Annotated in this window: 22 protein-coding genes; 16 read left to right on the top strand and 6 right to left on the bottom strand. The window is 72.2% G+C overall.

Annotated features, from left to right (window positions below; all coding sequences use genetic code 11):
• Window positions 1-24 precede the first annotated feature (24 nt).
• Both ACSYGO_RS36650 and fdhD read left to right on the top strand, forming a co-directional pair.
• Complete coding sequence (locus ACSYGO_RS36650; protein ID WP_432174134.1) at window positions 25-885, top strand: 2Fe-2S iron-sulfur cluster-binding protein; 861 nt, start codon at window positions 25-27, stop codon at window positions 883-885.
• 7 nt (window positions 886-892) lie between these two features.
• Entirely contained in the window at window positions 893-1,741 is an 849-nt protein-coding gene (fdhD, locus tag ACSYGO_RS36645) for a formate dehydrogenase accessory sulfurtransferase FdhD (RefSeq protein WP_432174135.1), read from the top strand.
• Between the two features lie 234 nt (window positions 1,742-1,975).
• Here the strand turns inward: fdhD and ACSYGO_RS36640 are convergent, their stop codons facing one another.
• Both ACSYGO_RS36640 and ACSYGO_RS36635 read right to left on the bottom strand, forming a co-directional pair.
• Window positions 1,976-2,518 (bottom strand): isochorismatase family protein, encoded by a 543-nt coding sequence (locus ACSYGO_RS36640; RefSeq protein WP_432174136.1) that lies wholly within the window; start codon window positions 2,516-2,518, stop codon window positions 1,976-1,978.
• 19 nt (window positions 2,519-2,537) lie between these two features.
• Window positions 2,538-2,972, bottom strand: coding sequence for a MarR family winged helix-turn-helix transcriptional regulator (locus tag ACSYGO_RS36635; protein ID WP_426681631.1), 435 nt, complete (start codon window positions 2,970-2,972; stop codon window positions 2,538-2,540).
• A gap of 123 nt (window positions 2,973-3,095) precedes the next feature.
• Here ACSYGO_RS36635 and ACSYGO_RS36630 point away from each other — a divergent pair, with 123 nt between their 5' ends.
• The 5 genes from ACSYGO_RS36630 to ACSYGO_RS36610 all read left to right on the top strand — a co-directional run bounded on the left by ACSYGO_RS36630 (window position 3,096) and on the right by ACSYGO_RS36610 (window position 8,529).
• Window positions 3,096-4,013: a quinone oxidoreductase family protein gene (locus ACSYGO_RS36630; RefSeq protein WP_432174137.1), complete on the top strand. Its 918-nt coding sequence runs from the start codon at window positions 3,096-3,098 to the stop codon at window positions 4,011-4,013.
• Between the two features lie 225 nt (window positions 4,014-4,238).
• Entirely contained in the window at window positions 4,239-4,511 is a 273-nt protein-coding gene (locus tag ACSYGO_RS36625; protein WP_426681633.1) for a hypothetical protein, read from the top strand.
• Window positions 4,508-5,266: a collagen-like protein gene (locus tag ACSYGO_RS36620; protein WP_432174138.1), complete on the top strand. Its 759-nt coding sequence runs from the start codon at window positions 4,508-4,510 to the stop codon at window positions 5,264-5,266. The genes ACSYGO_RS36625 and ACSYGO_RS36620 overlap by 4 nt, the downstream gene beginning before the upstream one ends.
• 124 nt (window positions 5,267-5,390) lie before the next feature.
• Complete coding sequence (locus tag ACSYGO_RS36615) at window positions 5,391-7,280, top strand: exo-alpha-sialidase (protein ID WP_460389210.1); 1,890 nt, start codon at window positions 5,391-5,393, stop codon at window positions 7,278-7,280.
• A 10-nt stretch (window positions 7,281-7,290) separates the two neighbouring features.
• Complete coding sequence (locus tag ACSYGO_RS36610) at window positions 7,291-8,529, top strand: DUF4185 domain-containing protein (protein ID WP_460389208.1); 1,239 nt, start codon at window positions 7,291-7,293, stop codon at window positions 8,527-8,529.
• Here ACSYGO_RS36610 and ACSYGO_RS36605 read toward each other — a convergent pair.
• Complete coding sequence (locus ACSYGO_RS36605) at window positions 8,462-9,502, bottom strand: bile acid:sodium symporter family protein (RefSeq protein WP_426681637.1); 1,041 nt, start codon at window positions 9,500-9,502, stop codon at window positions 8,462-8,464. The genes ACSYGO_RS36610 and ACSYGO_RS36605 overlap by 68 nt on opposite strands.
• 145 nt (window positions 9,503-9,647) lie before the next feature.
• Between ACSYGO_RS36605 and ACSYGO_RS36600 the strand changes: the two genes are divergently transcribed.
• Window positions 9,648-10,520 (top strand): LysR substrate-binding domain-containing protein, encoded by an 873-nt coding sequence (locus ACSYGO_RS36600; RefSeq protein WP_028801803.1) that lies wholly within the window; start codon window positions 9,648-9,650, stop codon window positions 10,518-10,520.
• 19 nt (window positions 10,521-10,539) lie between these two features.
• Here ACSYGO_RS36600 and ACSYGO_RS36595 read toward each other — a convergent pair whose 3' ends face one another.
• Complete coding sequence (locus ACSYGO_RS36595; RefSeq protein WP_460389206.1) at window positions 10,540-11,520, bottom strand: Lrp/AsnC family transcriptional regulator; 981 nt, start codon at window positions 11,518-11,520, stop codon at window positions 10,540-10,542.
• Window positions 11,521-11,638: 118 nt separating this feature from the next.
• Here ACSYGO_RS36595 and ACSYGO_RS36590 point away from each other — a divergent pair, with 118 nt between their 5' ends.
• The 6 genes from ACSYGO_RS36590 (at window position 11,639) to ACSYGO_RS36565 (ending at window position 21,982) form a co-directional block, all read left to right on the top strand.
• Window positions 11,639-13,123 (top strand): MFS transporter, encoded by a 1,485-nt coding sequence (locus ACSYGO_RS36590; RefSeq protein ID WP_460389205.1) that lies wholly within the window; start codon window positions 11,639-11,641, stop codon window positions 13,121-13,123.
• Between the two features lie 653 nt (window positions 13,124-13,776).
• The gene (locus tag ACSYGO_RS36585; protein WP_426680843.1) at window positions 13,777-15,603 is read left to right on the top strand and encodes an AMP-dependent synthetase/ligase; all 1,827 of its coding nucleotides are present in this window, start codon (window positions 13,777-13,779) and stop codon (window positions 15,601-15,603) included.
• Between the two features lie 803 nt (window positions 15,604-16,406).
• Complete coding sequence (locus tag ACSYGO_RS36580; RefSeq protein ID WP_426680845.1) at window positions 16,407-16,667, top strand: hypothetical protein; 261 nt, start codon at window positions 16,407-16,409, stop codon at window positions 16,665-16,667.
• A 509-nt stretch (window positions 16,668-17,176) separates the two neighbouring features.
• Window positions 17,177-18,430 (top strand): ABC transporter substrate-binding protein, encoded by a 1,254-nt coding sequence (locus ACSYGO_RS36575; RefSeq protein WP_426680846.1) that lies wholly within the window; start codon window positions 17,177-17,179, stop codon window positions 18,428-18,430.
• 22 nt (window positions 18,431-18,452) lie between these two features.
• Window positions 18,453-21,149, top strand: coding sequence for an ABC transporter permease subunit (locus ACSYGO_RS36570; RefSeq protein WP_460389203.1), 2,697 nt, complete (start codon window positions 18,453-18,455; stop codon window positions 21,147-21,149).
• Window positions 21,146-21,982, top strand: a complete 837-nt coding sequence (locus ACSYGO_RS36565) for an ABC transporter ATP-binding protein (RefSeq protein WP_432176026.1) — start codon at window positions 21,146-21,148, stop codon at window positions 21,980-21,982. The genes ACSYGO_RS36570 and ACSYGO_RS36565 overlap by 4 nt, the downstream gene beginning before the upstream one ends.
• Before the next feature lie 75 nt (window positions 21,983-22,057).
• Here the strand turns inward: ACSYGO_RS36565 and ACSYGO_RS36560 are convergent, their stop codons facing one another.
• Entirely contained in the window at window positions 22,058-22,843 is a 786-nt protein-coding gene (locus ACSYGO_RS36560) for a heparin lyase I family protein (protein ID WP_432176025.1), read from the bottom strand.
• 354 nt (window positions 22,844-23,197) lie between these two features.
• Here ACSYGO_RS36560 and ACSYGO_RS36555 point away from each other — a divergent pair, with 354 nt between their 5' ends.
• Both ACSYGO_RS36555 and ACSYGO_RS36550 read left to right on the top strand, forming a co-directional pair.
• Window positions 23,198-23,989, top strand: coding sequence for an aldo/keto reductase (locus ACSYGO_RS36555; RefSeq protein ID WP_460389806.1), 792 nt, complete (start codon window positions 23,198-23,200; stop codon window positions 23,987-23,989).
• 204 nt (window positions 23,990-24,193) lie between these two features.
• Window positions 24,194-24,889 (top strand): glycoside hydrolase family 75 protein, encoded by a 696-nt coding sequence (locus tag ACSYGO_RS36550; protein ID WP_426680850.1) that lies wholly within the window; start codon window positions 24,194-24,196, stop codon window positions 24,887-24,889.
• An 80-nt stretch (window positions 24,890-24,969) separates the two neighbouring features.
• Here ACSYGO_RS36550 and ACSYGO_RS36545 read toward each other — a convergent pair whose 3' ends face one another.
• Window positions 24,970-25,671: an SDR family oxidoreductase gene (locus tag ACSYGO_RS36545; RefSeq protein ID WP_460389200.1), complete on the bottom strand. Its 702-nt coding sequence runs from the start codon at window positions 25,669-25,671 to the stop codon at window positions 24,970-24,972.
• Between the last annotated feature and the right edge of the window lie 96 nt (window positions 25,672-25,767).

The following is a 25,767-nucleotide window of genomic DNA, read 5'->3' as shown; positions in this document are numbered from 1 at the left end:
AATGGACCGGACGGAGGCCGCCGCATGACCGTGGTACCGCTGGGAGTGCCCCGCCGGCTGATCGAGTTCACGCTGGACGGGCAGGAGGCCCGGGTGCCGGAGGGCTCGACGATCCTCGACGCCTGCCGGGCCGCGGGCAAGGACGTACCGACGCTGTGCCAGGGCGACACCCTGACACCCAAGAACGCGTGCCGGGTGTGCGTCGTCGAGGTGGAGGGCGCACGCACGCTCGTCCCGGCCTGCTCGCGCCGGGCGGAGGCGGGCATGGAGGTGCGCACGGACACCGAGCGTGCCCGGCACAGCCGCAAAGTTGTCCTGGAACTGCTGGCCTCCTCGGTCGACCTGTCGACGACTCCGCGGGCCGCCGAGTGGATCAAGGAGTACGAGGCGAAGCCGGACCGCTTCGGCCCGGACGCGGCCCGGGTGAACGAGGAACCGAGGGTCGACAACGACCTGTACGTCCGGGACTACGACAAGTGCATCCTCTGCTACAAGTGCGTGGACGCCTGCGGCGACCAGTGGCAGAACACCTTCGCCATCTCCGTCGCCGGTCGCGGCTTCGACGCCCGGATCGCCGTGGAGCACGACGCGCCGCTCACGGATTCGGCCTGCGTGTACTGCGGCAACTGCATCGAGGTGTGCCCCACGGGGGCGTTGTCCTTCAAGTCGGAGTTCGACATGCGCGCGGCGGGTACGTGGGACGAGTCGGCGCAGACCGAGACGACCACGGTGTGCGCCTACTGCGGAGTGGGCTGCAACCTCACCCTGCACGTGCAGGACAATGAGATCGTGAAGGTCACCTCCCCGCACGACAACCCGGTGACCCACGGCAACCTCTGCATCAAGGGCCGCTTCGGCTACCAGCACGTACAGAACCGGGACTGATCAGGACATGGGACGAGTCACGGAACGACGCAAGGTGATCCGCATCCGGGACGGGGCCGTGAGCACCCGCCCGGACACCCTCGTGGCGGAGGAACCCCTGGAGATCCGCCTCAACGGCAAGCCGCTCGCCATCACCATGCGCACCCCGGGCGACGACTTCGCCCTGGCGGCGGGCTTTCTCGTCAGCGAGGGGGTGCTGGGCAGCGCGGACGAGCTCCAGAACATCGTGTACTGCGCGGGCGCGACCGTGGACGGCTCGAACAGCTACAACGTGGTCGACGTGCGGACGGCGCCCGGCGTCGTCCTCCCGGACATCACGCTCGAACGGAACGTGTACACGACGTCCTCCTGCGGCCTGTGCGGCAAGGCCAGCCTGGACGCGGTCCGCACGACGGCCCGCTGGACGATCGACGACACTCCCCCGGTGCGGCTGGAGCCCGAGCTGCTCGCGAGCCTCCCCGACCGGCTGCGGGCGGCCCAGCGGGTCTTCGACCGGACCGGGGGCCTGCACGCGGCCGCGCTGTTCTCGCCGGAGGGCGAGCTGCTCGACGTGCGGGAGGACGTCGGCCGGCACAACGCGGTCGACAAGCTGGTGGGTCGCGCGCTGCAGAGCGGCTCGCTGCCGCTGTCCCGGACGGTCCTGCTGGTGTCCGGACGGGCGTCCTTCGAGCTGGCGCAGAAGGCGGTGATGGCGGGCATTCCGGTGCTCGCGGCGGTGTCGGCGCCGTCGTCCCTGGCGGTCGACCTGGCCGCGGAGGCGGGCCTGACCCTGGTCGGCTTCCTGCGCGGCGCCTCCATGAACGTGTACGCGGGCGAGCACCGCATCGCCCTGCGGGCCGCGGCCGCCCAGGGCTGACCGGCTCCCCGCGACACGGCGGCGGGGCCCCGAACGGCGGGGAGCGCCCCCTGCGCCGGAGGGGCCCCGTCTTTCCCGCGCCGCCGTGCCGAGGGGCCCGTCGCGTTCGCGCCCTGCCCCGGAGGCCCCGGGGCGTCCGGGCCGCAGGGCCGGTGCCGTACGCGCCCAGGGCCCGGGCCGTCCGCGCCGGTGGGCCCGCCGGGGTCAGGAGGTCTGCCCCGTCCCCGCCGGGCCTCAGCGCTGCGCGAAGCGGACCTCGGCCGCCGTCACGACCGTGCCGAGGCGCGGGAAGTCGAGACGGACGGAGGCGTCGTGCTCGGGGGCGGTGAACGCGGCCATCGCGTCCTCGACGAAGACGAGGTCGTAGCCGAGGTCTGCGGCGGCACGGGCGGTCGACTCGACACCGAGGTTGGTGGCGATACCCCCGAACACCAGCGTGGAGACGCCGTGGGCCCGCAGCCGCTCGTCGAGGCCGGTGCCCTGGAAGCCGCCGATGGTCCGCTTCACGATCTCGATGTCGCCCGGTGCCGCGAGGCCCGCCACGAGTCCGCTGCCCGGCGGCTGTTCGGGGACCCCGGGCCGCTCCACGCGGATCAGCACGACGGGTGCCCCCACCGCGCGGAAGGCGGCCGCCATGTCCTCGGACGTGGTGAGCACGTCGGTGCCCTTGTGGGGTTCCAGGGGCAACGCCACGATGCGGTCCATCAGGTCGACGAGGACGAGGGCGGTGCGCGCCGGGTCGAGGGCGAGACGGGGTTCGGCTTCGGGTGCGGTCATGACGGAACGTTAGCCCGCGTCACCCGTCCGTACCGGAAATCCGGATCAACAGGCCCATGAACTGCTCCCGTTCGGACGCGGACAAGGGGGCCATCAGGACGTCGTTGGCCTCCAGGGCCGCCGTCTCGCAGCTGCGGAGCACCCGTTCCCCCTCGGCGGTGAGGGAGACCGCGTTCTTGCGGCGGTCCCCGGGGTCGGGTGCGCGGACGACCAGGCCGGCCGCCTGAAGGTCGTTCAGGACACCGACCAGGTCCTTGGGGTCGAGGCCGATCGAGCGGCCGAGCTCGGCCTGGGCGACGGGGCCGAGGTCGGCGACGGCGGACAGCACCACGTGGTGCCACATCTTCATGCCTTCGGCGGCCAGCGCCTCCGCGACGAGGGCGCGGCCACGGGCGGCGGCGCGGCCGAGGAGCCAGCTGGGGAGCGCGCGGATCGCGGGCAGGGGGGCGGACATGCGGTCAGGTTAGCGAAAAAGCCGTTGGACTTCCCAACGAATGTCGCTATACCGTTGGGACTCCCAACGATTTTCGTGGGTGCTCCTCGATGTCCCACGACCGCTCCGATCCCTGGAGGTGCGATGCGTCGCGTCCGCTACGAGCACACCGGTGGCCCGCTGTTCCTGGAGGAGGTCCCCGAACCCGTCGCCGGACCGGGCGAACTGCAGGTGCGCACCGAGGCCATCGGGGTGACCCTGCCGGTGGTGCGCAAGGTGACCGAGGCGGCCGAGCCGATCCCGCTCGGCGGCGAGGTCGCCGGCGAAGTGGTCGCCGTCGGCGAGGGCGTCACCCGCTTCCGGACGGGCGACCGCGTCACCGGGCTCGGCTTCGGGCACGCCTACGCCGATCTCACCCTTCTGCACGAGTCCATGGCCTCGCCGATACCCGACGGCGCGGGCGCCGTCGACGCCGTGGCGCTCGTCCGCAGCGGTCTGGTCGCGCTGGGCGCCCTGGAGGCGGCGCGCCCCGTCCCGGGCGAGTCGGCACTCGTCACGGCGGCGGCGAGCGGGATCGGCCATTTGGCGGTACAGCTGGCCCGGCTGCGCGGGGCCTCGCGCGTCGTCGGAGCGGTGTCCGGGTCCGGCAAGACGGCGTTCGTGCGCGCGCTCGGCGCCGACGAGGTCGTCACGTACTACACCGACGGCTGGGGCGCCCCCGTCGACTACGCGCTCGACGCCGTCGGCGGGGATCTGCTGACCCCGGCGATCGGGGCCCTCGCCCCGGGCGGACGCCTCGTCGCGTACAGCTCGGGCGGCGGAACCGTGCGCGCCCACGACCTGCTGGTGGGCGCCAGGTCGGTGACCGGCTTTCAGATGGCGCGGTTCGCCCGCGAGGATCCCGAGCGGTACGAGCGGTGGCGTCAGGAGCTGTGGCGGCTGTTCACGCAGGGTGCTCTCCGGCCCGCCGTGCACGGGGAGTTCACGCTGGAGGACGCCGCTTCGGCGCACGCGGCGATCGAGTCGCGCGGCAACCTCGGCAAGGTGGTCCTGCGCCCCTGAGCTGCACAGGGCGGAGCCGCCCCGGCGCCCCGCGCCCGCACCGGCGTGCGCCCGGTGGGCACACCGGGCGCACGGCGGCACGGACGGGCTCGGTGACGTTCCGTCACCACCCGTCCGAGCTATCGGACGCCGTACGCACATCCTCGTACGCCCGTGCTCGTTACTCCTGGCGAATTCCATCGGGCCTCGTCCGCGCGGCCCGTCGTCCAGGTAGGAGGCGTTTACTTGGATGCCGGCACCACTCTGTTCGGCTCGCTGCTCGCCTGCGCGGGCGCGCTGGGCGCGGCCCTCGTGGCGTATCTGGGAAAGCGGGGCGAGAACGCCCTGACCGGCTACTCCAGTCTGACCGAGCGGCTGCAGTCCGAGCGCGACCGCCTGGAGCGCCAGGTCGCCGAGCGTGACTCGCGCATCGACGAACTGGCCACGCTCCGCCAGGCGGACCAGACGGAGATCGCGCGGCTGCGCCTCGACATCCATCGCCTGGGAGGGGCGCCGTGACCCGATTCCAGCAGGTGCTCGCCGTGCGGTGGCGCACCGTCTCCCTCGTCTGCGTCCTGGTCGCGCTGTCCGGCGTCGCGGTGGTCCTCTGGGCACGCATCGACGCCGGGGACCGCAGGGCGGACGCGCTGCGCTCGGAGGCGGACCGGCGCGGCAAGGCGCTGTCGACGCTGGCGCAGGACGTGCGCGATCTGCGCGCCCAGGTCGAGGCGGGCGGCGGCACGCCCGCGGCGCCGGACCCCGCCGAGGCGATCGACGGTCTGATCGACCGGGTGCGCGTGCCCGCCGGAGCACCCGGCGCGCCCGGCGAGCCCGGCGCCAGGGGCGAGCGGGGCGCGGGCGGGAAGCCGGGCGCCGACGGACAGCGCGGGCAGCCCGGTGAGCCGGGCGCCGCGGGCGCGGACGGCGGGCCCGGCCCCTCGGGCCCGCCCGGCGCGGACGGTTCACCGGGTCCGGCGGGACCGCCCGGCCCACAGGGCGAGCAGGGCTACCAGGGACTGCCCGGGGCCCCCGGGACCACCGGGAACTCGGGCACGAAGGGCGACAAGGGCGACAAGGGAGACCGCGGCGACCTGGGGCCGCCCGGCCCCAAGGGCGAGCCCGGACCGGTGTGCCCCGACGGGTACACGCTCCAGGCGCCGTCCGGCGACCCGGACGCACTCGTCTGCCGCAGGAGCGCCCCGGAGCCGACTCCGCAGTCCGCGGCGGTGCTTCCGCTCGTCCCCCTGCCACGGCGGCGGCGCAATCGGACGTGAACATGACCGGTGCACGCTTCTTGTGGGGTGCCTGAGGGCCCAAGTAGCGTCTGTGCCGCGAACGTTGGACGTGGGATGTCCAGAGAATCCGGATTGCCCGGACGGATGAAGGGCAGGTCGCACCATGCCGTCACATCTCCGCGCACGCCTCAGATCCACCGTCGGAGCCACCCTCACGGCCGCGCTCACCGCAGCCGCGCTCCTCGCACTGCCGGCCCCCGCCGGCGCCGAACAGAAGGTCACGCAAGGCGAGTTCGAACAGCAGGTGCTGTTCAAGGCCTCCCAGGACCCGGGTTACGCCTGCTTCCGCATTCCCGCCGTCGTGCGGACGACCGAGGGGACCCTGCTGGCGTTCGCCGAGGGCCGCGTCCTCAACTGCGGTGACGCCGCCGACATAGACATCGTCGTCAAACGCTCCACCGACGGCGGACGCACCTGGGGTCCCCTCCAGGTGGTCAACGACGGCGGCGGCGACACCCACGGCAACCCGGCGCCCGTCGTGGACCGGGAGACCGGCCGCATCCTCCTCGCCGAGACGTACAACACGGGCCGCACGGACAGCGCGAGCTGCTCCGTGCCCTGTGACCGCACACCGCACCTCCAGTACAGCGACGACGACGGCCGGACCTGGTCGGCGCCGCGCGACCTGAGCGACGAGATCCTCCCGCCCCAGTGGAACTCCTGGTACGCCACCGGCCCCGTGCACGGCATCCAGCTGACGCGCGGAAAGCACGCGGGACGGCTCGTCTTCGGCGTCAACACCGAGACGTGGAACGGCAGTCGGGTCACCGCCAACCACGCGGCCCTCATCACCAGTGACGACGGCGGCGACAGCTGGGACGTCGGGGCGACGGACTCGTGGCCGATCGCCGACGACGGCACCTTCCGGCAGAAGCCGTCCGAGATGACCCTCGCCGAACGCACCGACGGCTCGGTCCTGGTGAGCGGCCGCGAACAGGACGGCACCGACCTCGGCCACCGCACCCAGGCCGTCAGCCACGACGGCGGCGACAGCTTCGTGTCCCCCTTCCGCGACCTCCCGGACCTCTACGCCCCGCAGGTGCAGTGCTCGTCCCTGCCCCTGGGCAAGCGGCTGCTGCTGGCCTGCCCCGGCGACCCGGACCGCCGTCGCACCATGATGATCCGCTCCTCGTACGACGGCGGACGCACCTGGGACAGCGTGGACCGCGGCACGGTCGTCACCACCGACTGGTCCGGATACTCGGACCTGGTGCGCGCCGACGCCGGCACCGTGGGACTGCTGTACGAGGGCGGCGCCGTCGACGCCCGCGACGAGATCCGCTTCGCCCGCTTCACCGAGGACTGGCTCACCCCGCGGCGCGGACCGGACCCCACGACGGCCGACCTCGCCCCGCACGCCCGGCGCGCCGCGGTCCTCGGCGGAGCCCAGGAGACCGACGGCGTGTTCGGCGGCGCCCTCGCCTTCGACGGCAGGGACGACGCCGTCCGGCTGCCGTACCAGGACCGGCTCCCGCTCGGGACGAAGGACTTCACCGCCACGCTGTGGTTCCGCTACACGGCCACCACCGGCGAGCAACCGCTGCTGTGGATGGGCGGCATCGGTACGACACAGCCGCAGGTGTGGCTGCGCGGCGAACCCGCCTCCAACCGGATCACCGGGCTGATCACCACCCGCAACGGCGCGTCGGCCCCCACCACGGCCTCCGTCCGCACGACGGGCGCCTACAACGACGGCCAGTGGCACCTCCTGGCACTGCGCCGCGGGCAGGGACAGCTGACGCTGTTCGTCGACGGGACCGCCGTCAGCACGGCGGACGTGCCCGGTTCGGTCAGCCGCAACTCGCCGTTCGGCGTGCACATCGGCCAACGGCTGGACAGCCGCGCGTACTTCACCGGAGCCATCGACGACGTCCGCGTCCACGACCGGGCGTTGAGCGACACCGAGCTGGCCGGGCTGCGCACCCACCAGGAAGCCGTGACCCGGGACACCGTCCTGTGGCTGCCCATGGACCAGGTGAGCGGAGCCCACTAACGTCCCGTCCGTGCCCGACGACGCACGAGCACGACGGCGGAACGCGACCGGGACCGGCCTCCTGCTGGCCCTGGTCTGCACGGCCGTGCTGCTCGCCGCCCTCCCGGACCGCGACCGGGAGGGCGGCGGCACGTGCGCGCCCCGCACGCCGCGGTCCTGGAGCGCGGACGCCGCGCTCACGGGCGAGTTCGCCCGCTACGGGGACGACCCGACGCGCACCGACGACTGGACCGGCGGCGACGGCACCCACTCGGTGCGGCTGCCCGACGGGCGGGTGCTGTGGCTCTTCTCGGACACCTACCTCGGCCAGGTGCACGGGCCGCCGAACCCGGTCGGCGAGTCGTACGCCTGGCGCGACACGAACACCCCGCTCGTCCGCAACTCCGCCGTCGTGATGTCCCGCGGCGGACGGCTGCGGACGACCCTGCCGGCCCCGGTCTTCCCCGACCCGGCGCCGCAGCAGTGGCGCTGGCCGGTCGCCGCCCGGGTGGAGCCCCGCTCCCCCGGCTCCGCGGACCAGGTCGTCCGCGTCCTGCTGTGGACCCGCACGGCCGGCCCGGCACCCTGGATCTACGGCGTGCCGACCGCCACCGAGGTCGCCACCCTCTCCCTGCCGGACCTGCGCCTCGAAGGCATCACCACCGTCCTGGACCAGCGTGCCGTCGCCGACGCCTCCCGGCGGGTGCTGTTCGGCACCTCGGCGGTCGACGCGGGCGAGTGGACGTACGTCTTCGGCGGCGACGACGGGCAGGCCGCCGCACGCCCGGTGTCGCGGGCCTACGTCGCGCGGGTGCCGCACGGCAGGCTCGCGGAGCCGGGCGCCTGGGAGTACTGGGACGGCTCGGCCTGGACGGTGCGGGGGCGCCCGGCGCCGGTCCTCGGGGACGGGCGGCGCACGGGGGTGGGCAGCGCGTTCACGGTGCTGCGCGACGGCGGCACGTACGTCCTGTTCACCATGGCGGCGGGCACCGCGGGGCTGACGACGATCACGTCGTACTGGGCGTGTTCACCGACCGGCCCCTGGCACGGGCCCGTCCGCGGCTTCAGCCCGGCGCTCCCCGACGGCGACGTGGCCGCGTACAACCCGCAGGTCCATCCGGAGCTGGGCGACGGCGACCGGATCGTGCTCAGCTACGACGTGAACTGGCTGACCTCGGCGGGCGCCACCGCGCAGGCGAACATCAGCCGGAACGTGTCCCTGTACCGACCGCGATTCGTGACGCTCCGGCTGACCGGCGCGGGGGCGTAGCGGCCTCGGGGTCGCGGGCCCGGCGTTTGGCGATCACCGCGCACACCATGAGCTGCATCTGGTGGAAGAGCATCAGCGGCAGCACGGCCAGCGAGGCGTGCGCGCCGAAGAGCACGCCGGCCATGGGGAGTCCGGAGGCGAGGGACTTCTTCGACCCGGCGAACTGGATCGCGATCCGGTCCTCCCGGCCGAAGCGGAGCGCCTTCGTGCCGTACCAGGTGAGCGTGAGCATCACGGCGAGCAGCACGGCCTCGACGAGCAGCAGTCCCGCCAGCCGCACCGGGCTCACCTGGTGCCAGATGCCCTGCACCATGCCCTCACTGAACGCGGTGTAGACGACGAGCAGGATCGAGCCGCGGTCGACGTATCCGAGCACCTTCTTGTGCCGGGTGATGAACCCGCCGATCCAGCGGCGCAGTACCTGGCCCGCGAGGAACGGCACCAGCAGTTGCAGCACGATCTTGACGAGCGAGTCGCTGGAGAAGCCGCCGCCGCTGTTGCCGAGCAGGGCCGCGGCGAGCAGCGGGGTGATGACGATGCCCGCCAGCGAGGAGAAGGATCCCGCGCAGATCGCGGCGGGCACGTTGCCGCGCGCGATGGAGGTGAACGCGATCGACGACTGGATGGTCGAGGGCACCAGCGTGAGGAAGAGCAGTCCGGTGTAGAGGTCGTGCGTCAGGAACACCGGTTCCAGCCCGCGGGCGGCCAGGCCCAGCAGCGGGAAGACGACGAAGGTGCAGGCCAGGACCGTGCCGTGGAGCCGCCAGTGCTTGAACCCCTCCAGCGCCTCACGGGTCGACAGACGCGCCCCGTAGAGGAAGAAGAGGAAGGCGATGGCGGCCGTGGACGCGCCCGACGCGACGTCGGCGGCCGTACCCCGCGCGGGGAAGAGGGCCGCGAGGCCCACCGTCCCCAGCAACAGCAGGATGTACGGGTCGATCGGCAGCCGGCTCGGCCACTTCAGGCGTTTCACGGTGCTCCACTGCTCGGTTCTGTACGTCGGTCGTGTCGGTCGCACGAGGTCGGGTCGTGCCCTCTCCATCGTCCTCTCCCGGACCGCGATCGGGAATCCGTCATACCGTTCTGACTGTCATCACGATTCGCGATAACGTGGCGCCGTGTACGACCCCTCCCAGCTGCGTACGTTCCTGGCGGTGGCCCAGACGCTCAGCTTCACTCAGGCCGCCCGCCGGCTCGGGCTGCGGCAGTCCACGGTCAGCCAGCACGTGCGCCGCCTGGAGGACGCCGCCGGACGCCAGCTGTTCTCCCGCGACACGCACTCCGTGGAGCTCACGGAGGACGGCGAGGCGATGCTCGGCTTCGCCCGCCGGATCCTGGCCGTGCACGAGCAGGCCACGGCGTTCTTCACCGGGACGCGGCTGCGCGGCAGGCTGCGGTTCGGCGCCTCCGAGGACTTCGTCCTCACCCGGCTCCCGGAGATCCTGGAGGGCTTCCGGTACGACCATCCCGAGGTGGACCTGGAGCTGACGGTCGAACTGTCGGGCACGCTCCACGAGCAGCTCGCCGCGGGCAAGCTCGACCTGGTGCTGGCGAAGCGGCGGCCCGAGGACCCGCGCGGCGAGCTCGTCTGGCACGACGGGCTGGTGTGGATCGGTGCCGAGCGGCTGCGCCTCGACCCCGACCGGCCCGTCCCGCTGATCGTCTACCCGCCGCCGGGCATCACCCGCGCGCTCGCCCTGGAGGCTCTGGAGCGCCAGGGCCGCCCCTGGCGCATCGCCTGCACCAGCGGCAGCCTCAACGGCCTGATCGCGGCGGCCCGCGCGGGCCTCGGCGTGATGGCGCACTCCCGGGGGCTGATCCCGCCGGGCCTGGTCCGCGTACCGGAACGGGCGGGGCTGCCGGAGCTCGGCGAGGTCGACTTCGTGCTGGTGCACGGGCGGCGGCGCACGTCCGCGCAGGGCGCCGCGGACGCGCTGGCGGCGGCGATCCTGGCCGGCGGCGACCGGCTGCACCGCGGACGGCGCGTGTGACACAGCCGCCCGGCCGCGGTCAGAGCACCTTCGCGTAGGTGAGCTGCTTGACCCGGCGCAGGAACGGCGTCGTCTCGACGTGCTGGACGCCATCGAGACGGCCGATCCCCTCGCTGAGATAACCGTAGAGGCCGGCCGTGTCGCGGGTGACGGCAGTGACGACGATGTTGGAGGGCCCCGCGGTCGCGGCGGCGAAGGCGACCTCGTCGTGGGTGGCGAGGGCCTCACCGACGGACCGCAGGGCCGCGGGGGCCGCCGTGATCCACAGGCAGGCGGCGAGGGGGTGGCCGAGCAGCTCGGAGTGGTACTCGATGTCGATGTAGACGGCGTCGGAGGCGAGCAGTCCGGCCAGGCGGCGCTTGACCGCGGACTCCGAGCGGCCGGTGGCCCGCTGGAGTTCGGGATAGGTCGCGCGTCCGTCCCGCTCCAGGGCGGCGACCAGCGGCTCGTCCTCGGGGTCGATCACGACGGTGCCGGCCGTGCCGTCGGCCTCGGGCACGTCGCGGCGCAGCGCGGCGATCTGGTCGTCCGTCAGTACGGCGAACTTGCCGAGCCAGCCGTTGGGGCCGCCGAAGAAGCGGTGGAGCAGTTGGTGGGCGCGGATCTCCATGATGCTCGGGGTGCGCGGCAGCTTCCCGAGCAGCAGGTCGTCGTGGTCACCGGGGCTGCGCGGACGCGTCATGCAGACGACCTCGGTGCCGCCCGAGGCGAGCCCGATCCACGCCGTGTCGGGGCGCTTGGCCAGCGCGTCGGCGATGGCGTGCGCGCTGTCGGGGGCGCAGCGCAGCCGCAGCATCCAGTGGTCCTGGCCGAGCCGCTGGGCGTCGCGGACGGCGACGACGCGCAGCCCGCCCTCCGCGCACAGTCTGCGGTAGCGCCGTGCGACGGTCTGGTCGGAGACCCCGAGCACCTCGGCGATGCGGCTGAACGGCGCCCGGGCGTTGACCTCCAGCGCGGCGAGCAGCCGCAGGTCGAGTTCGTCGCCCGTGTGGGATTCCATCGGTACGAGACCCTCCTCTGTCGGATTCCGTCGATCCGATCCCCGCGACGACCGCGATCATCCGTCCGGAGCTCATCGTACGGAGGCATACGCATCCGTGGCACGAGGAGTTGAGGACATGCGTACATGGGGGCCGCTCACGGCGATATGCCTGGGCACGTTCATGTTGCTGCTGGACGTGACGATCGCCGTCGTCGCGCTGCCGGACATGGCGCGGGCGCTGGACGCGTCGCTGAGCGATCTGCAATGGGTGATCGACGGGTACGCGCTCGCGCTCGCCGCACTGCTGCTGGGAGTCGGGGCGGCGGCCGACATCCTCGGAAGGCGCCGTGTGCACGTGGCGGGCGTCGTGCTGTTCGCGGGGGCGTCGCTGCTGTGCGGGCTGGCGTCGGGGCCGGGAATGCTGGTGGCCGCGCGGGGTCTGCAGGGTGTGGGCGCGGCGGCGATGTTCGCGACGACGCTGCCGCTGCTCGGTTCCGTCTACCGGGGGCGGCAGCGGTCGGCGGCGCTCGGCGTGTGGGGCGCGGTCAGCGGCGGCGCCGCGGCGGTCGGGCCGGTGCTGGGCGGTCTGCTCACCGAGGGGCCCGGCTGGCGCTGGATCTTCTTCGTGAATCTGCCGGTCAGCGTGGCGTCGGTGTGGCTGACCCTGCGCGTGGTGCCGGAGTCGCGCGGGCCGCGCGGCATGCGCATCGACTGGGCGGGCACGGCGGCGTTCGCGTGCTTCGCCGGAGCGACCACGTACGGGGTGGTGCGGGCCGGTTCCGACGGCTGGACGTCGGCGGTCACCTCGGGTTCGTTCGCCGTCGCGGCGCTGGCCGCCGTCGGGTTCGTCCTCGTCGAGCAGCGAGTGGCTCACCCGCTGCTCGACCTGTCCCTGCTGCGCACGCCCTCGTTCGTGGGGGTGATGGCGGGCGCGCTCGCCTTCAACGGGGTGGCGTTCGGGGTCGTCCCGTACCTGTCGATCTGGATGCAGACGGTGCTGGACATGAGTCCGGTGCGCGGCGGGCTCACGCTGCTGCCCATGACGGGCGCGTCCGTGGTGGTCGCGATCCTCGCCGGCAAGCTGCTGCACGGGGTTCCGGCCCGGCTGACGATCGGCGGCGGGCTGCTGCTGATCGGCTCGGGCGCGATCTGCCAGGCCGTCCTGGACGCGGGCAGCGGGTGGACGGCACTGGTGCCGGGCCTGGTGCTGGTGGGCATCGGCACCGGCTTCGTCTCCCCCGCGATCGCGGGCGCCGCGCTCGCCGCGGTGCCGCCCGAGCGGGCGGGCATGGCGGCCGGCGCGGTCAACACGGTCCGGCAGCTCGGCTACGCCCTCGGCGTCGCGGTCTTCGGCACGGTCCTGACGTCCCGGATGCGCGACACGCTGCCGCACGACGCGGCGCACACGCTCGCGGGCGGCGGCGCGGGGGCCCTGCGCGGCGCGTTCCCCGAGCACACGCTGCGGGCGGCCTTCGCCTCCGGGCTCGACACGGCATCGGTGGCCGCGGGAGTGACGGGAATGGTCGCCGGGGCGCTGGTACTGGTGCTGGTGCGGACACCGCGCCCCGTGGCGAACCCGGTCGAGGCACCGGGCGAGCCGGTGGCGGCACCGCGCGGGTGACACGGGCGGTGCGGTGACGGCGCCGCGCAGTGTCACCCGGCCGGGACGGGGGCGGTTTCCGGGGCGATCGCCCCGGAAACCGCCCCGTCCCGCGGTCGACGGCCGCCTCTCCCCCGCAGCCCGCGATCCGCAACGCGCACAGCCTGCAAGCCGCTGCCTGCCGCCCGCCGCCCGCCGCCCGCCGCCCGCCGCCCGCCGCCCGCCGCCCGCCGCCCGCCGCCCGCTGCCCGCTGCCCGCTGCCCGCTGCCCGCTGCCCGCTGCCCGCACGTCAACGACCGGGCCCGCACGGCGGCACGAACAGCCCGTCCTGGGCCGAGCCGAAGCAGAGAGGCAGGTCGTGCGGGGTGGAGGCATAGGTTCCGGATCTTCGGGCAGAGGATCCGCCGAGGCTTCGCTCTCGCGGAATCGGATGCTCCACATCCGGTTTACAAGACGCCGTCCACCGTAATCGGGTCGTACAGATTCCGTGGAGATTGCGGGCCAGAAGCTTACGGAACCGTAAGGGATTCTGTCCGGCCCTTCCCCTTGTGAGGGCATTTCCGCGGCTGACCTGTGCATTCGCCGGGACGCCCGGTGGTCCGAGCCCTCTCCCGCCCGGCGGCCGGGTGGGGTAGCTTTCACGGCGCTGTGCGGAGCGCCACAAGGAGCGGGATTGCGCGAGTTCACCAACCCCCCATTGGCGTCGGCGCCGCCGGTGGGCGGCCTGGCTGACGTCGTCTTCGACCATGCCCAGGAAGACCCCCTCCACGTCGCACTCGGACGCAAGGACGACCAGGGCCAGTGGCGCGACGTCACGTCCGCCGAGTTCCGTGACGAGGTGCTCGCGCTCGCCAAGGGCCTGCTGGCCCACGGCATCCGCTTCGGCGACCGGGTCGCGATCATGTGCCGCACCCGGTACGAGTGGACGCTCTTCGACTTCGCGCTGTGGACGATCGGCGCCCAGGTCGTGCCCGTCTACCCCACCTCCTCCGCCGAGCAGGTCTTCTGGATGCTGCACGACGCCCAGGTGTCGGCGATCATGGTGGAGCACGAGGACCACGCGATGACCATCGCCACGGTCGTGGACCGGCTCCCGCAGCTGCACCAGCTCTGGCAGCTCGACGTCGGCGCGGTCCAGGAGCTGTACGAGGCGGGCGCGCACATCGACGACGAGGTGGTGCACCGGCACCGCCGGGCGGTCACGCCGGAGTCGATCGCGACGATCATCTACACCTCGGGCACCACCGGGCGCCCCAAGGGCTGCGTCCTGTCCCACTCGAACTTCATGTTCGAGGCGGACACCGTCATCGAACGCTGGGAGCCCGTCTTCCACTCCAAGCGCGGCGACCAGGCGGCCACCCTGCTGTTCCTGCCGCTCGCGCACGTCTTCGGGCGCATGGTGCAGGTCGCCGCGTTCCGCGGGAAGGTCAAGTTCGGCCACCAGCCGCAGCTGAACGCGGCCGCCCTGCTGCCCGACCTGGCCGCCTTCCGGCCGACGTTCTTCCTCGCCGTCCCGTACATCTTCGAGAAGGTCTTCAACGCCGCCCGCCGCAAGGCCGAGAAGGAAGGCAAGTCGGGGCCGTTCGAGAAGGCCGTCGAGGTCGCCGTGCGCTACGCCGACGCGGTGGAGGCGAAGGCGTGGGGCATCGGCCCCGGCCCGTCCGCGAGCCTGCGGATGCAGCACCAGCTCTTCGACAAGCTCGTCTACTCCAAGGTGCGGGCCGCGATGGGCGGGCGCGTCAAGCACGCCATGTCGGGCGGCTCGGCGATGGACCGGCGGCTCGGACTGTTCTTCGCGGGCGCCGGCGTGTTCATCTACGAGGGATACGGGCTCACCGAGTCCACGGCCGCCGCGACGGCCAACCCGCCCGAGCGCACCCGGTTCGGCACCGTCGGGCAGGCGATCCCCGGCACGACGGTGCACATCGCCGACGACGGCGAGATCTGGCTGCACGGCGGCAACGTCTTCCAGGGATACCTGAACGACCCCAAGGCCACCGACGCCACCCTGCACGACGGCTGGCTCGCCACCGGCGACCTGGGCTCGCTCGACGAGGACGGCTACCTCACCATCACCGGGCGCAAGAAGGAGATCCTGGTGACCTCCGGCGGCAAGAGCGTCTCGCCGGGGATCCTGGAGGAGCGGGTGCGCGACCACCCGCTGGTCGCGCAGTGCATCGTCGTCGGCAACGACAAGCCCTACATCGCCGCGCTGGTCACTCTCGACTCCGAGGCCGTCGAGCACTGGCTCGGGATGCGCGGAAAGCCGCAGTTGTCGCCCGCCGAGCTGGTGCGCGATCCCGACCTGGAGACCGAAGTGCGGCGCGCGGTGGTCGCCGCGAACACGCTGGTCTCCCAGGCGGAGTCGATCCGCACGTTCCGGATACTGGCCCACCAGTTCACCGAGGAGCACGGGCTGCTGACGCCGTCGCTGAAGCTGAAGCGGAAGGCGATCGAGAAGGCGTACTCGACCGAGGTCGAGGCCCTGTACCAGGCTTAGGGGGTTTCGTTCGGATCAGGTCGGATCAGGCCGCGGCGTCCGGTGCGGTGCATCGCAAGGCGGAGGATCACCCGCGTACCGGTCGTACTCGGGTGGTCCCACAACGCGGCGAGGTGCCGTGCCGGGCGTCGCGGACCCGGGCTGATCCAAACGAAACCCCCTAGCGGCAGCCCGGACCGGCGGCGCGTTCCGGCTGTGTCGAGCCGTCGTCGACCGTGACTGACCGCCCTATGTGGCACGACCGCGGCACGCGCAAAGCAGCCACGGGCTTGGAAGAGAGTGGTTCCCTTCCGCTTCGCCAAAGCCGTGAACTGCGAAGGACTGGTCTGAGGCGCGGACGCCGCGGTCAGCGCCGTCGCCGAGGCCCCCTCTCGACGGCAAACCGGCATGCGCCTGGCGCGGTGGGTTCCTGTTCCTCACCTGCTCACACCCGGCGGTGAGGGGGCTCGGCCGGGTTGGCAACTCGCTCAGGTGAATCACCCTGCTCGCCTCGCTTTTCCCTGATCAACCCGATTCTGGCGTCGGCGTCGACCGGATGATCAAGCGGCGTGTGCAGCTCGGTCGGCAATGCCCCTCAGCCGGAGCGGCTCGCTCACGACTCCTGGCAGCTGACCATCCCGCTACGCCCTATTGCCGTATTTATATGAGTATTTGAGAGCAATGAGAAATTGATTGGTATTTCATAACAGGCGGTGTTCTATGGCGATTTGGCCGTGTCGGAGGGCAAGGATCAGAGCGTGCCCGGCCGAACGGTTCGGGCAGTGACGGGGCGCCAGCCCCGGTTCGTACGGAAAGGCCTGAACATGATCAACCGGTTGAAGAGGGCTGCGGCCCTGGGGGCGGCGACGGTGGCGCTGGCCACGGGCGCGGTCGTCGGCATGGTCGGCACCGCGTCGGCCGCGCCGCAGAACCACCGGCCACCGGCGGGGTCGCACCACTGCCAGGAGGAGCGGGGCCAATGGGCGCGCCACTGGCAGCCCGCATTCCGGGACCGGCACCACCGCTGGCACCCCGGCCATTGGACCCGCGTCTGGCGCCCCGTCCACCGCGATTGCCACCGCTGACCCGGTAGCTGACGCCGGCACCGGCCCGTAGAAGGGGCCAGCGATCCGAACCGGCCCGGCGCCCCCGAAAGGGCGCGCCGGGCCGGTTCATTGCGTCGCTCCTGCTCTCTGTGGCCTGTGCGTGCCGGAAACCACGCCCAGCCGGCCTCCTCCGTTACGTGGAGAAGCGGCTAGCCAGACCGGGCACCGCGACGGGCCGCGACCTCGTAGCGGCGGGGCCTGGGCTCCGCGCGCGCCCGTACTCCACCCGCGCCGGCCCGCGACCTCGGGAGGCCGGAGCGGCTGCGGCCCTGCACGCGCGCGTGCCCAGGAGGGTGCCCGCGCCCCGGGGGAGCCCCCGCACACAGAGGTTCCCCCGACGCGTCCCCCGCAGCCCTTCGCGATGTCTCGCCGGTCCCCATCACCCACGCCTTGCTTGCTGATGGTTCGTCATTTATCGATGCGTCAGATATTGACGCTCCGTCAGATTCCACGGACACTTTCGGTCATTCTCAGGAGGGGGACCGACCGTGTCGCGACCGATCCGCACCATGACCGTCGCCGTGGCCGCACTGCTGCTCGCCACCGCCTGCAACTCGGCCGCCGGTGGCGGGAGCTCGGACAAGGCGGGCGGCTCCGTCCGCGGGGTGACCGCGGACTCCGTCAAGGTCGGCGGGATCGTCTCGATGACGACCGCCACCGGGTACTCGAAGAAGGACACCGATCTCGGGGCGAAGGCCCGCTTCGACCGCGCGAACGCCGAGGGCGGTGTCAACGGCCGCACCATCGACTACCTCGGAGCCGAGGACGACGGACAGGACCCGGCCAAGAACCTCGCCGCGGCGCGCAAACTCGTCCAGCAGGACAAGGTGTTCGCCATCGCTCCGATGAGTTCGACGACCTTCTCCGGAGCGGACTTCCTCCAGAAGGAGAAGGTCCCCACCTTCGGCTGGGGCACCCTGCCCTCCTTCTGCGGGCCGACCTACATCTACGGCTTCGGCGGCTGCATGGTGCCGATGCCCGGGGGCACCATCTCGCAGACCTGGCCGGAGGGGCTCAAGCAGGTCACGGGCGGTGCGCGGGGCAAGTCGGTGGCGATCCTGGCCAACGACAGCGACGCCGGCACCTTCGCCATCCGCACCTACCGGCAGAGTTTCGCGTCGGCCGGCTACAAGGTCACCTTCGCCAAGTCGTCCGTGCCCGCCGGAGCCGTGCCGAGCGACTGGTCGGCGTACACGAAGGAGATCCTGCGCAGCGACGGCGGCAAGGCCCCCGACGCGGTGGTGTCCGTGATGCAGACCCCGTACAACATCGGCCTGTTCACGGCTCTCAAACGGACCGGGTACGACGGGGTGCTCACCGATCCGACGGACTACGACCCGTCCCTGCTCGCCAAGAGCGCCACGAAGAAGGCGCTCGACGGGGTGCACATCCTGCTGTCCTTCCAGCCGTTCGAACAGGACACCCCGGCGATGGCACAGTTCAAACAGGACATCAGGAAGGCGGCGGGCAAGGACGTTCCGCTCAACATGCACATGATGACCGGCTACATGTCGGCCGACCTCTTCCTGGCCATCGCCGAGAAGGCGGGCAAGGACCTGACGGTGGCCTCCTTCCAGAAGGCCGCGAACTCCTTCTCGGACACCGGCACCATGGTCGGCGACCGGGCCGAACCCAGGGGCCGCAAGGAGTCGTTCGGCTGCGGGGCCCTGGTCCAGCTGAAGGACGGCCGGTACGTCGTGTCGGCGCCCTTCAAGTGCTACACGCCCATCCCCTTCAAGTAGCCGACGTCAAAGGGGGTTGGGAATGTCGGACCTGCTGGGGTTCGTCCTGAGCGGGCTGGTGTCCGGTGCGCTCTACGCACTGCTGGCCACGGGACTCGTCCTGTCGTACTCGGCTTCGGGGCTGTTCAACTTCGCGCACGGCGCCACCGCGTACCTGTGTGCGCTCACCTTCCACGAACTGCACTCCGGCTTCGGCTGGCCGGCCGTGCCCACGGCCCTGCTGCTGGTGTGCGTCCTCGCGCCCGCGCTGGGCTTGGGCCTGGACCGGCTGATGTTCCGCAAGCTGGCCCGGGTCGGCGAGACCGCCCAGATCGTCGCCACCATCGGACTGTTGGTGGCTCTGCCCGCCCTCGGTCTGTGGGTCGTCGAACTCCTCGCGGACGCGGGCGTGTCCGTCGCGCCCGCGGAGAACCAGTTCGGGCTTCCCGGAGTCGGCCCCAGTCCCGCGAAGTCCTGGCAGCCGGTCGACGGAGTCGGCGTCGACTCCGATCAGTTGATCACCTGGGTGACGACCGCGGTGGTCGCCGTCGGCCTGTGGGTCCTCATGCGGCACACCCCGCTGGGCCTCCGGCTCCGCGCGACGGTGGACAACCGCTCGCTCGTCGAACTGCGCGGCATGAGCGCCGACCGCTTGTCGTCGGTCGCGTGGATGCTGTCCTCCGCGCTCGCCGGACTCGCCGGCGTCCTGGCCACCCCCCTTCTGGGCCTGTCCGCCCACGACTTCACCCTCTTCCTCTTCGTCTCGGCCACCGCCGCGGTCCTCGGCCGCTTCGCCTCCGTGCCGCTGGCCTTCGCGGGCGGCCTCGGCCTCGGCGTCCTGCAGAACCTGGTCGCCGGATACGCGTCCTTCGCCGACGGCATCACGGGATTCCGCACGGCCGTCCCGTTCCTGATCCTCTTCGCCGGGCTGCTGGTGCTGACCCGTCGGCAGCGGACGGCGGGCACCGCCGCCGCCGACGCGCCGCCCGCCGACTATCTCGCCGGCCGCTCGTGGGCGCGGCGCTGGGGCCCGTGGACCGTCGCCGGGATCCTGCTCGCCGTCTCCTTCTACACGGTCACCACCCCGTTCTGGAGCGGCCTTCTCGCCCAGGGCCTCGCCCTCTCCCTGGTGTTCGTGTCCTTCACCGTGGTGACCGGGCTCGGTGCGATGGTGTCCCTGGCGCAGGCCACCTTCGTGACCGGGGCGGCGCTCGTGGCGGGCCTGCTGATGAGCCACGGTTGGCCGTTCGCGGCGGCCCTCGCCGCGGGGACCTGTGCCGCCGCCGTACTCGGCGCCCTGGTGGCCCTGCCCGCGCTGCGCCTCGGCGGACGTGCGCTCGCCCTCGCGACGCTGGCGCTGGCGTTCCTCGCCGACCAGGTCCTCTTCCAGACGGGCCTGCTGCGCAACGGCGACACGGGGTGGGCGGTTCCCCGACCCGTCATCGGCCCGGTGGACCTCGGCGACGACCGGGCGATGGGTGTGGCGATGACCGTACTCGTCGCCCTGGCCGTCGCCGGGCTCAGCGCACTGCGGCACTCGCCGTCGGGGCGCGCGATGCTGGCCGTGCGCTCGGCGCCCGCCGCGGCCATGGCCTCGGGCGTGTCGGTGATCCGCACGAAGCTCCTGCTGTTCACCCTGTCGGCGGGGATCGCCGGGTTCGGCGGAGTGCTGTACGCGTCGTACAGCACCCGCGTCACGGCGACGGACTTCACCGCGATGACCGGGCTGATCTGGCTCGCGGTCGTCGTGGCGGCGGGCGTCCGGCGTCCGCAGTTCGCCGTCGTCGCCGGGCTCGTCTACGTCGTCGTACCGCATCTGCTGGCGGACCACGTCACCGAGTCGGCGCAGCTGCCGGTGGTCCTGTTCGGTCTGGCGGGTCTGGCGCTCGCCAACGACCCGGACGGGTACGCGGCGGCCGTGTCCACCCGTCTCCACCGCAGGCGCACGGCCACCGCGCCGCCCGCCCCGGCCGGGCCCGACTCGCCCCCGTCGCCCGGTGCCGTGCTCGAACTGCGCGGCGTCCGGGCCGGATACGAGGGAGCCGCCGTCCTGCACGGCGTCGACCTCGCGGTGCGCCCCGGCGAGATCCTCGTCCTGCTCGGCCCCAACGGCGCCGGGAAGAGCACCGTGTGCGGCGTCGCCGCCGGACTGCTGACACCGTTCACCGGCCGGGTGCACGTGGCCGGGGTCGACGTGACGCGGGAACGGGCCCTCGGGCGGTCGCGGGCCGGGGTGCTGCTGGCGCCCGAGGGGCGCGGGATCTTCCCGTCGCTCACCGCCGAGGAGAACCTCGCGCTGCACCTCCCGGCGAAGGAGGCGCGCGAGGCCGTGTACACACGCTTCCCCGCCCTCGCCGCGCGCCGCGGCGTCGGCGCCGGTTCCCTCTCCGGCGGTGAGCAGCAGCTGCTCGCCCTCGCACCGCTGCTGCAGAATCCGCCGCGGGTGCTGATCGCGGACGAGCCCTCACTCGGGCTCGCCCCACGCCTGGTCGCCGAGGTGTTCCGGCTGCTGACCGAACTGAAGGAGCGGGGCACCGCGGTCCTGCTGGTCGAGGAGAAGGCCACCGAGGTCCTCGACGTCGCCGACACGGTGGCCCATCTGAGCCAGGGGAGGGTGACCTGGTGCGGTCCGCGCGACCAGGTGCGGGCCGACCGGCTCACCGAGGCCTACCTCGGGGCCGCCGCGCCGGGGGCCGGCGGGACGCCCAGGACCGATGCCGAGGAGGTGCCCCGGTCATGAACGCCCCGGTGCTCGAAGCGGTCGGCATCGGCGTCCGCTACGGCGGTGTCCGCGCGGTCGACGGCGTCGGCCTCGCCCTGCGGCCCGGCGAGATCTGCGGGCTCATCGGCCCCAACGGCGCCGGGAAGACCACGCTCTTCGACGCGCTGTCCGGGATCCGCCGCCCCGACGCGGGGCGCATCCTGCTCGACGGCGCGGACATCACGCGCCGGTCGCCCGTCTGGCGGGCCCGTCACGGCGTGCGCCGCACCTTCCAGCGACAGCAGCTCTTCGGCCGGCTCACCGTGGCCGACAACCTCCTGGTCGCGCAGGAGTGGCACGGCGGGGGCGGCGGTCTGGCGGCCGATCTGCTGGCGGCGCCGACGCGCCGCAGATTCGAGAGGGACCGCCGGGAGCGTGCGGCGGCCGTCCTGCACGAGTGCGGGCTGGACGACGTCAGCGCCGTGTACGCGGGCACCCTCCCGGTGGGCCGGGCCCGGATGGTCGAGCTGGCGCGTGCGATCGTGGAACCGCCCCGGGTGCTGCTGCTGGACGAGCCCACCAGCGGGATGACCGCCGGCGGGGAGGGCCACCCGCCGGACGGCGGGCGTCCGGCGGACGGCACCGGTCGGCCGGTGTCGGACGTGCGGCTGCTGGCGTCGGTGGTCCGCCGGCTCGCGGACGAGGGCTCGGCCGTCCTCCTCGTCGAGCACGACGTCGGCTTCGTCATGGAACTCTGCTCCCGCGTCGTCGTGCTCGACCTCGGGCGGGTGCTCGCCGAGGGTACGGCCGCCGAGGTGCGCGCCGACCCGAAGGTCAGGGACGCGTACCTCGGTACCGCGACCGCGCACTGATGGTCCGTCATCGCACGCTCCTCGTTGGGCGGTTCCAGGTGGGAGCGTGCAGTGTGCGGACAAGTTGCCCCGCTCTCAGACAAGTTGGTAGCCGCGCAGGTTCGTGAGCAGCAGATAGCAGTCCTGGAGGGATCCGGAGGTGTCGCCGAGGGAACGGTAGATGCCCCACTTGGGCCGCACCCGGTCGGCGAGGAAGGTGTCGACGCCCGTCTTCGACGCGTCGACGACCGTGGACGCGCCGTTCTTGAGGATCCAGCGCACGGAACCCGCCGAGCCGTTGCCGACCTTGATCTGGAAGTCGACGTCGATCCACCGGTTCTGGAGCGGCTCCAGGTCGGTCCGGCCGACGAGGACGTCGGCGACGGCCAGTTTGAGCTCGACGGTCTGCACGCCGTTCACGCGCCGCAGGGACTGGACGACGATGGGCGAGGTCCCGTTGCCGGGCTGCTTCATCTGCATGATGTGGGTGAAGGTGGTCGTCGCCTTGAGCGAGCTCGGAATGTACATCGAGTAGGTGACCCGCCAGGTCTGACCCTCCTGCCACTTGAGGTAGCTGCTGCCGCTCGTGCGCAGTCCGGTGACCTCCTGGCGCTGCCGGTCCGTGGAGGTGTCGCGGTCGACGGTGTGCATGGTGAACCGCCAGTTGTCGCCGCTCGTCCGGATGTGCGGCCGGCCCGCCGGGTGCGAGTCGGCGCGGTCGTCCTCGACGGTCTCGAAGGCGCCCAGGCCGTCGGCGCTCGCCGACGGGGACCACTTCAGCTGCCAGGAGGCGGCGTGGGCGGTGCCGGCAGGCAGGCCGGCCGCGGCCGCCGCCGTGGTGCCGAGCGCCGCGCCCAGCAGGGCTCTTCTGGATGTGCTCATGACTGACTCACCTCGTCCTGGTGGGGGGTGTGCGCGTCGGGCCGGGCCCGGACGCAAGCGAGGGTCGTTCACATGCATGCACGTTGTTCGTCGACATGTTCAGCGATGCGTACAGAGTCGCGGGATGACGGGTTCCGGTCAATGGTCCGGACCGAGGGACCGGATCCCTTTCCGGCCAACCTCCGCCGACGCGCGGCACCGGCGCCCGGCCCCCACCATGAATCCACAGGGAATCCACGGGTCAGGAATGCATCACGGCGCGTGATCGTTGACCATGGGAGTACCACCCGACGACTGAAGGATCGAGAGCTCGTGAGCAAGGTCCCCCCGATCATCCTGAACAACGGCGTCGAGATGCCGCAGCTGGGCTTCGGTGTCTGGCAGGTGCCGGACGACGAGGCGGAGCGGGCTGTCGCCACCGCGCTGGAGGCCGGGTACCGCAGCATCGACACCGCCGCGATCTACGGCAACGAAGAGGGCACCGGCAAGGCCATCGCCGCCTCCGGCATCCCCCGCAAGGACCTCTTCGTCACCACGAAGCTCTGGAACGGCGATCAGGGGTACGACTCGACGCTGCGCGCCTTCGACACGTCACTGGAGAAGCTCGGCCTGGAGTACGTGGACCTGTATCTGATCCACTGGCCGCTGCCGTCCCGGGGCACGTACGTCGACACGTACCGGGCCTTCGAGAAGATTCACGCGGACGGCCGCGCGAAGGCCATCGGCGTCTCCAACTTCCTTCCGGAGCACCTGGAGAAGCTGATCGAGGCGACATCGGTCATCCCGGCGGTCAACCAGATCGAGCTGCACCCGCACCTCCAGCAGCACGCGGCCCGCGAGTACCACGCCGAGCAGGGCATCGCCACCGAGGCCTGGTCCCCGCTCGGCCAGGGCAAGGGCCTCCTGGAGGTCCCGGCGATCGTCGCCATCTCCCAGAAGCACGGCCGCACTCCGGCTCAGATCGTCCTGCGCTGGCACCTCCAGCTGGGCAACATCGTGATCCCGAAGTCCGTGACCCCGGCCCGGATCGAGGAGAACATCGACGTGTTCGACTTCTCCCTGGACGCCGAGGACATCGCCGCGATCAGCGCGCTCAACGAAGACCGCCGCCTGGGTCCCAACCCGGCGACGTTCGACATGGGCTGAGCCGTCCCGGACACCTGCAGGCCCGGACGCGCACCGTGCGTCCGGGCCTGCGTTCTTTCCAACTCCCCGGTTCCCCGGGCATTTCGAGCCCCGGCGGCTTGGACCGGACCAAGTCCCCCGCAGGGGTTGACGCGGTCATGCAAGCGGGTCCACCTTGTACGGCAACCCGGTAAGGAAAGTTTCCTAACAGAAGGGTCCCCCACAGTGCGTTCTCGAACACTGACCCTCGCCGCGGCCGCGGGCGCCGCGCTCCTGGCCACCGCGGCACTCCCGGCCAGTGCCTCCGGCACCACCACCCCCCGATCGGCGCAGGAGGGTTCGGTCAGCGCGGCCGACCTGCTCGCCAAGGTGACGTCCTGCTCGCAGATCTCGAACGGCAAGTACCGGACCGACGAGGAGACCTCGGCCACCGTCCCCGTCTGCGGCAAGAACGGCGCGGTGTTCTGGAAGGCCGACATGGACATCGACTGCGACGGCCAGGTCACCACGAAGTGCAACGGCGACACCGACCCCTGGTTCCAGGACGACACCGCCTTCCACCAGTCCGACGGCAAGCCGCTGCGCGCGGACTCGCTGCCCTACGTGGTGGTGCCCAGCTCCAGCAGCATCTGGAAGTACACGAGCGCGGGCATCAAGGGCGGCGGCGTGGTCGCCGTCATCTACAACAACAAGGTCGAGTACGCGGTCGTCGGCGACACCGGCCCCACGCAGATCATCGGCGAGGCCTCGTACGCCACCGCGAAGGCGCTCGGCATCGACCCGGACCCGGAGACCGGGGGCACCGACTCCGGCGTGACGTACATCCTCTTCAAGAACTCGCAGGTGTCCCCCATAGAGAGTCACGGCGCGGCCGTGTCGCTGGGTGACTCCCTGGCGAAGAAGTTCCTGCAGGACAACTGACCTGTCCTGCCGGTGCCGTGGGGGAATCGCAGGCCGTGCGCGGCCGGTCGTGCGATTCCCCCTCGCGCTCGCGCGGCGGGTCAGACGGGCTGGCCGACCGGTCGTACGACCACGGTGTTCACGTCGACACCGCTCGGCTGTCCCATCGCCCAGACGATCGACTCGGCGAGCTGGTCCGCGGTGAGCAGGTGGCCCGGCGGCAGGCTGCCGTAGGCGTCCCAGAACGGGGTCTCCACGCGGCCCGGCGAGATCAGCGTCACGCCGACGCCGTGCTCGGTGACCTGCCGCCTGGTGTTCTCGGCGAGTCCGGTCACCGCCCACTTGGTCGCGCCGTAGATGTTGCCGGGCGTGAAGACGTGTCCGGCGACGCTGCCGATCAGCACGATCCGGCCCTTGCTCTCCTTCAGCGCCTCGATGGAGGCCCGGATGAGGAGCGCCGGACCCAGCACATTGGTCAGCACCATCTCGGGCCACCCCGCCGGGTCGCCCTCCGCGACGGTGTCGTGCGTGGCGAAGCCGGCGTTGGCGACGACGGTGTCGAGCCGCCCGAACTCCTTCAGCGTCGCCTCGACCGCCGCCGACACGTGCTCGTAGTCGGCCGCGTCGCCGGGAACCGTCAACAGGCCTTCGGGGCGCCCGAGTTCCTCGGCGAAGGCGTGCAGCCGCCCCTCGCCGCGGCCGGTGACGGTCACCCGCTGCCCGGCGTCGAGCAGCCGCCGCGCGACCGCGGCGCCGATACCGCTCCCGCCCCCGGTGATGAGCGCGACAGGAGAGTCGGTCATGGTTACCCCCATATGAGTTCGGTGAACGCCGCGAGTTCATCACTTGGAGCACTCTCGAAGTCAAGGCCTCGAAGCCCGGTCCGGCACCGGCGCGGG

It is taken from the genome of Streptomyces krungchingensis, assembly GCF_054729265.1.
Note: the sequence above shows the minus strand (reverse complement) of the source record. Positions and strands in the feature narration are given on the sequence as shown.